The sequence below is a fragment of the Nocardia farcinica genome (genome assembly GCF_029867845.1).
Lineage (GTDB): Bacteria > Actinomycetota > Actinomycetes > Mycobacteriales > Mycobacteriaceae > Nocardia > Nocardia farcinica_A.
Genome location: NZ_JARWRU010000980.1, coordinates 1 through 6,033, shown reverse-complemented (window position 1 = coordinate 6,033; position 6,033 = coordinate 1). Strand labels below are relative to the sequence as shown.

At 71.9% G+C, this 6,033-nt stretch carries 4 protein-coding genes; 1 reads left to right on the top strand and 3 read right to left on the bottom strand.

Annotated elements, in window-relative coordinates; all coding sequences use genetic code 11:
• Positions 1–51 precede the first annotated feature (51 nt).
• The gene (glpD, locus tag QH283_RS21640) at positions 52–1,791 is read right to left on the bottom strand and encodes a glycerol-3-phosphate dehydrogenase (protein ID WP_280504804.1); all 1,740 of its coding nucleotides are present in this window, start codon (positions 1,789–1,791) and stop codon (positions 52–54) included.
• Positions 1,792–2,015: 224 nt separating this feature from the next.
• Between glpD and glpK the strand changes: the two genes are divergently transcribed.
• On the top strand, positions 2,016–3,515 hold the full coding sequence (gene glpK, locus QH283_RS21635) for a glycerol kinase GlpK (RefSeq protein ID WP_280504803.1): 1,500 nt from the start codon (positions 2,016–2,018) through the stop codon (positions 3,513–3,515).
• A 33-nt stretch (positions 3,516–3,548) separates the two neighbouring features.
• Here glpK and QH283_RS21630 read toward each other — a convergent pair whose 3' ends face one another.
• On the bottom strand, positions 3,549–4,736 hold the full coding sequence (locus tag QH283_RS21630) for a PLP-dependent aminotransferase family protein (RefSeq protein WP_280504802.1): 1,188 nt from the start codon (positions 4,734–4,736) through the stop codon (positions 3,549–3,551).
• A 93-nt stretch (positions 4,737–4,829) separates the two neighbouring features.
• Positions 4,830–5,870, bottom strand: coding sequence for a hypothetical protein (locus QH283_RS21625; protein WP_280504801.1), 1,041 nt, complete (start codon positions 5,868–5,870; stop codon positions 4,830–4,832).
• Between the last annotated feature and the right edge of the window lie 163 nt (positions 5,871–6,033).

The following is a 6,033-nucleotide window of genomic DNA, read 5'->3' as shown; positions in this document are numbered from 1 at the left end:
CCGGATAGCCGGCCCGCCCACCGACCGGACCCGGCCCCGTCCGAGCATGCCTCATCCGTCGATGGGGACCGGCTCCAGCAGCTGCGGGCGCGGCTCCGGCGCGGCCACCCGCAGGGCGTCGGCGGAGGCGTCGTCGGGCTGGGTCTGCGAGCGGATCTCGGCCTCCACGCGCGAGCGGTAGGTGGCGATCTCGCGTTCGGTCTCGGCCTCGTCCCAGCCGAGCACCGGGGCCACCAGCCGCGCGACCTCCTCGGCGCAGTCCGCGCCCCGGTGGTCGTACTCGATGGAGATGCGGGTGCGCCTGGCCAGGATGTCGTCCAGGTGCAGCGCGCCCTCCGCGGTCACCGCGTACAGCGCCTCCGCGCGCAGATAGGACGGCGCGGCGGTCAGCGGCTCGAGCAGGTCGGGCCGCTGCTCGGCAGGCTCGAGCACCTCACCGATGAGCGAACCGTAGCGGTCGAGCAGGTGCTTGACCCGATGCGGGTGCAGCCCGTACGCCTCGGCCAGCTGCACGGTCTGGTTCACCAGCGCGAAGTACCCCTCGGCGCCGAGCAGACGCACCTTCTCGGTGATGCTCGGCGAGACCCTGGCCGGGATGTCCTGCGCGGCCTCGTCCACCGCGTCGTAGGCCATCACCCGGTAGGTGGTGTACTTGCCGCCCGCGATGGCCACCAGGCCCGGTGCGATGCGGGCCACCGCGTGTTCGCGCGAGAGCTTGGAGGTCGAGTCGCTCTCGCCCGCCAGCAGCGGGCGCAGCCCGGCGTAGACGCCGGTGATGTCGTCGTGGGTCAGCGGGGTGACCAGCACCTCGTTCACCCGGTCCAGCAGGTAGTCGATGTCGGCCCTGGTCGCCGCAGGATGGGCCAGGTCGAGATTCCAGTCGGTGTCAGTGGTGCCGATGATCCAGTGCGCGCCCCACGGGATGACGAACAGCACCGAGGTGGGGGTGCGCAGGATCATGGCGGTGTCGGCGACGATGCGGTCGCGCGGGACCACGATGTGCACGCCCTTGGAGGCGCGCACGTGGAAACGGCCCCTCGTCCTGCTCAGCGCCTGCACCTCGTCGGTCCACACGCCGGTGGCGTTGATCACCACATGCGCCCTGACCTCGGCGGTGCGCCCGTCCTCGGTGTCGCGGATGCGCACCCCGCTCACCCGGTCGGCCTCGCGCAGGAAACCCACCACCTGGGTCGAGGTGCGGATGACCGCGCCGTAGTGCGCGGCGGTGCGGGCGATGGTCATGGTGTGGCGGGCGTCGTCGACCACGGTGTCGTAGTAGCTCACACCGCCGATCAGGGCGTCGCGGCGCAGGCCGGGCGCCAGCCGCAACGCGCCGTGACGGGTCAGATGCCGTTGGCCCGGAACCGATTTCGACCCGCCCATGGTGTCGTAGAGCACCAGTCCGGCGGCCACATAGGGTCGCTCCCAGCCGCGATGGGTCAGCGGGTAGAGGAAACGCAGCGGCTTGACCAGATGCGGCGACAAGGTGGACAGCGCCAGTTCGCGCTCGCGCAGCGCCTCGCGCACCAGGCCGAACTCCAGCTGCTCCAGATAGCGCAGACCGCCGTGGAACATCTTCGACGATCGGCTCGACGTGCCCGAGGCCAGGTCCCGCGCCTCCACGAGGGCCACCGAGAGCCCGCGGGTGGCCGCGTCCAGCGCGATGCCTGCCCCGACGACGCCGCCCCCGACCACGACCACGTCGAAGTGTTCGCCACCGAGGCGCTCCCAGGCCGCGCGGCGCTGTTCGGGTCCGAGCGTCTGGGTCTGCGGTTGCGGTTTCCTGATCATGCTCGACTCCTCCGGCGACTGGTCTGCGAGCGCGCGGTTGCTGCGATGCGCGGGATGGTGGTGCGGGGCAGGCTCGGGTACAGGCTAGGCACCTCGGACGCCGATCGACACGGTGCCTCGCCGCGAGCGGTGGTGGTCTACTCGACGGTAACTCCGTTCGCCCGCGGGCACCCGGGCCGGGCGATGTGATCCCCACCATGCGACCGGTTGCGTATCCTGCCTCCATGCGTCGCTATGTGGCCGCCCTCGATCAAGGCACGACCTCGAGCAGGTGCATCGTCTTCGACCACGGCGGACGCGTCGCGGGCATCGCCCAGCGCGAGCACGAGCAGATCTTCCCGCACCCCGGCTGGGTCGAGCACGACGCCGGAACCATCTGGCGCAACACCGAACTCGTGCTCACCCAGGCGCTCGACGAGCTGGGGCTCGGCCGCGAGGACATCGCCGCGGTCGGCATCACCAACCAGCGCGAGACCACCGTGGTGTGGGATCGGGGCACCGGCGAGCCGATCCACCACGCCATCGTCTGGCAGGACACCCGCACCGACCGGCTGGTCAGCGAACTCGGCGGCGCCGAGGGCCCAGGCCGTTACCAGGACCGCACCGGCCTGCCGCTGTCCACCTACTTCTCCGGCCCCAAGCTGCGCTGGATCCTCGACCACGTGCCGGGCGCGCAGGCGCGCGCGGAGGCCGGCGAGCTGTGCTTCGGCACCGTGGACAGCTGGCTGCTGTGGAACCTGACCGGCGAGCACGTCACCGACGTCACCAACGCCTCACGCACCATGCTCATGGACCTGCGCACCCAGCGCTGGGACGAGGGGATCTGCGCCGACTTCGGCGTGCCGGTGGCGATGCTGCCGCGCATCGCCAGCTCCTCGGAGGTCTACGGCGAGATCACCTCGGGGCCGCTGGCCGGTGTTCCGGTGGCGGGCATCCTCGGCGACCAGCAGGCCGCCACCTTCGGGCAGGCCTGCCTGGCCCCCGGTGAGGCCAAGAACACCTACGGCACCGGCAATTTCATGCTGCTCAACACCGGGACCACCCCGGTGTTCAGCAAGCACGGCCTGCTCACCACGGTCTGCTACCGGCTCGGCGACCAGCCCGCCGTCTACGCCCTCGAAGGCTCCATCGCGGTCACCGGCTCGCTGGTGCAGTGGGTGCGCGACAACCTGGGCCTGATCTCCTCGGCCGCGGAGATCGAACCGCTGGCCCGTAGCGTCGAGGACAACGGCGGCGCCTACATCGTGCCCGCCTTCTCCGGCCTGTTCGCGCCGCGCTGGCGGCCGGACGCGCGCGGGGTGATCGCCGGGCTGACCCGCTTCGTCACCAAGGCGCACCTGGCGCGGGCGGTCCTCGAGTCGACCGCCTTCCAGACCCGCGAGGTGGTCGACGCCATGCGCGCCGACGCCGAGTCCCAGCAGCTCGACCTGGAGCTGACAACGCTGAAGGTGGACGGCGGCATGACCGCCAACGAACTGCTCATGCAGTTCCAGTCCGACATCCTCGACGTGCCGGTGGTGCGTCCGGTGGTCGCCGAGACCACCGCGCTCGGCGCGGCGTACGCGGCCGGACTCGCGGTGGACTACTGGGCGGGCACCGACGACATCAGGGAGAACTGGGCGGCCGACAAGACCTGGCGGCCCTCGATGTCCGCACAGGACCGCAAGACCCTGCTGACCTCCTGGAACAAGGCGGTCGAGCGCACCTACGACTGGGTGGACTGAAGCCGGGCCGGGCGGACTCCTGCCCCGGGGAACTCAGACAGCCGCGGCGGCGTGCGCCCTGGCCAGCCGGGCCACGGCCTCCGCCAGCACCGGCGGCGCCGAGGTGGTGAAACACATCCGCATCGACCCCTGGTAGCCGTCCTCGGCCGCGAACGCCGAGCCGGGCACGTAGGCCACGCCCTCCGCCAGCGCCCCCGCCAGCATGGCCTTGGTGTCGGTGCCGTCGGTGAAGTCGGCCCACACGAACATTCCGCCCGCCGCGTCGGTGCAGACCACCCGCTCGCCGAAGGTCGCACGCACCGCGTTCACCAGCGCCTCGGCCCTGGTGCCGTAGCTGTCGCGCACCCTGGCCAGGTGCCCGGCCAGCCAGTCCTCGTCGGTGAGCAGGTCGGTGGCGATCTGCTGGGTCAGCGCCGAACCGCACAGGTCGGCGCCCTGCTTGAGCAGCTCCACCGCCCGGCAGACCTGGTCGGGGGCGACCATCCAGCCGACCCGCAGCGTCGGCGCGATGATCTTCGAAGCGCTGCCGAGGCGGATCACATGGCGGGAGTAGGAGGCCACCGGCGCCGGGGAGGGCCGGTCGAACCACAGCTCGCCGTAGGGATCGTCCTCGACGACCCAGAAGCCGTACCGCTCGGCGAGCTGCCCCAGTTCGGCCCGCCTGGCCGGCGCGAGGGTGACCCCGCCCGGATTGTGGAAGTTGCTGACGGTGTGCACCAGGGCCGGACGCTCACCCGCGGCCAGCAGCTCGCGCAGCGCGTCCACGCGCATGCCCTCGGCGTCCAGCGGGATCGCGACGATGCGGGCGCCCGCGGCCCGGAAGACCTGCAGGGCGCCGACATAGGCGGGGTCCTCGACGACCACCAGCGCGCCGGGATCGAGCAGCACCTCGGCCAGCAGCGACAGCGCCTGCTGGGAGCCGTGGGTGACGAAGACTTCCGACAGCGGGACCCGCCTGCCCAGCCGCGCGGATTCCCGCTCGGCCAGCACCGCGCGCAGCGGGCCCCAGCCCGGCGACTCGGTGTACTGCAGGCAGCCGGAACCGGCCAGCGCGGCCGCGGCGGCCGCGGCGATGCGTTCGCGCGGCATCAGCTCGGCGTCGGGCAGGCCGCCGGCGAGGCTGACGATCCTCGGGTCGGCGGTGAGCTTGAGGAGGTCACGAATCGCCGAGCTCTGCACGCCGGCAAGCTTGGCGGACAGCGACGGGAACGTCGACGACATCGAGACCTCCGGGAGACGCCACGGAACGGGATGACTCCACTGTCCCACATTCTGAACCAGAATATGAAACAGCCATCCCGCATCGTGAGACGTCTAGCGTTGATCGATGGCGCTCAGGAAGAACTTCCCTTCTCGCTCGACCACGGTCACACGCTGGGGATACACCGTGGTCTGACCGTCGGGGCGGTGCTCGGTGAGGTCGACGTCGAAGGTGTCCGATGCCACTTCGATGATCCGCAGGCAGTGCGTGGTGCCGACCGGGATCGCCTCGTCGATCGCCTTCTGGATGATCGGCGCGGTGGAGATGTTCAGCGCGTCGTCGGCCACGTACTGACGAGCCCGCTCCCCGCTGCGCTCCACGTAGAAGGCGTACTGGAAGCCGAGGATGGCCTCGGCGCCGCTCTCGGTCGAGCCCTGCCCGTTGCCGACCACGACATTGCCGTTGCGGTTGCTCGGGCAGCTCAGCGCGGCGGTGGTGGTCGCGCCCGCCCCTCGGCCGGTGTCGTCCTCGCCGCTGAGCGAGACGATGGTGACCACGAGGGCGATGAGCAGCACCACCACGACCGCGATGCCGATGATCATGGTGCGGGTGGACGTGCTCGGCGAGGAACCGGAGCCGCCGCCGGACGCGGCGGCCGCGGGCTTGGGCGCCAGCCGCTTGGCGATCGCGTCGTCGGCCCAGGACAGGCCGGGCGGCGAGCCCGCGTCGGCGGGCGGTTTCGGCACGTCGCCGGACTCGGTCGGGCTGTTCCACCAGCGCTGCGGCCCGCCGGGCCCGGACCTGGCCGGTTCGGCGGCCGAGGCGGCGGGCTCGGCGTCCCCCCTGCCGGAGCCGGAGCCGAAACGCACGGTCTCCTCCACCGAGACGTCGGGCTCGGAGCTGTCGGGGGCTCGATAGCGATCGGCGGCGGACGCCGGAAGCTTCACGGTCGGCTCGGCCGGGGCGGGAGCGGGGGCCGACACGGGCGGCGGCGCGGCCGAGGGCGGCGGCGGCGAGCCGTCGGCGGGACGCCAGCCGATCTCGGGGGTGTCGGCCGGGGGTTTCCACGCGGGCCCGCTCTCCGCCAACGGCGGACCGCCGAATTCGTCCACCGGCGGCCCGAAATCGCCGACGGGAGGACCGAAGTCGCCCACGGGAGGACCGAAATCACCTACCGAGGGGCCGAAAGGCGATCCCGGCCGGTCGGTGTCGCGATCCTTCGCGTCTTCCTCGGAAACCACACGAATCCTCTCCCCGGGAACACGCGGGTGGGGGGGGGCGGGGGGGCCCCCCCCCCCCCCCCAACAAAACCCCCAA

Bases quoted from the DNA above. Each gene is read 5' to 3' on its own strand.
- glpD (WP_280504804.1), bottom strand. From the start codon at position 1,791: ATGATCAGGAAACCGCAACCGCAGACCCAGACGCTCGGACCCGAACAG.
- glpK (WP_280504803.1), top strand. From the start codon at position 2,016: ATGCGTCGCTATGTGGCCGCCCTCGATCAAGGCACGACCTCGAGCAGG.
- QH283_RS21630 (WP_280504802.1), bottom strand. From the start codon at position 4,736: ATGTCGTCGACGTTCCCGTCGCTGTCCGCCAAGCTTGCCGGCGTGCAG.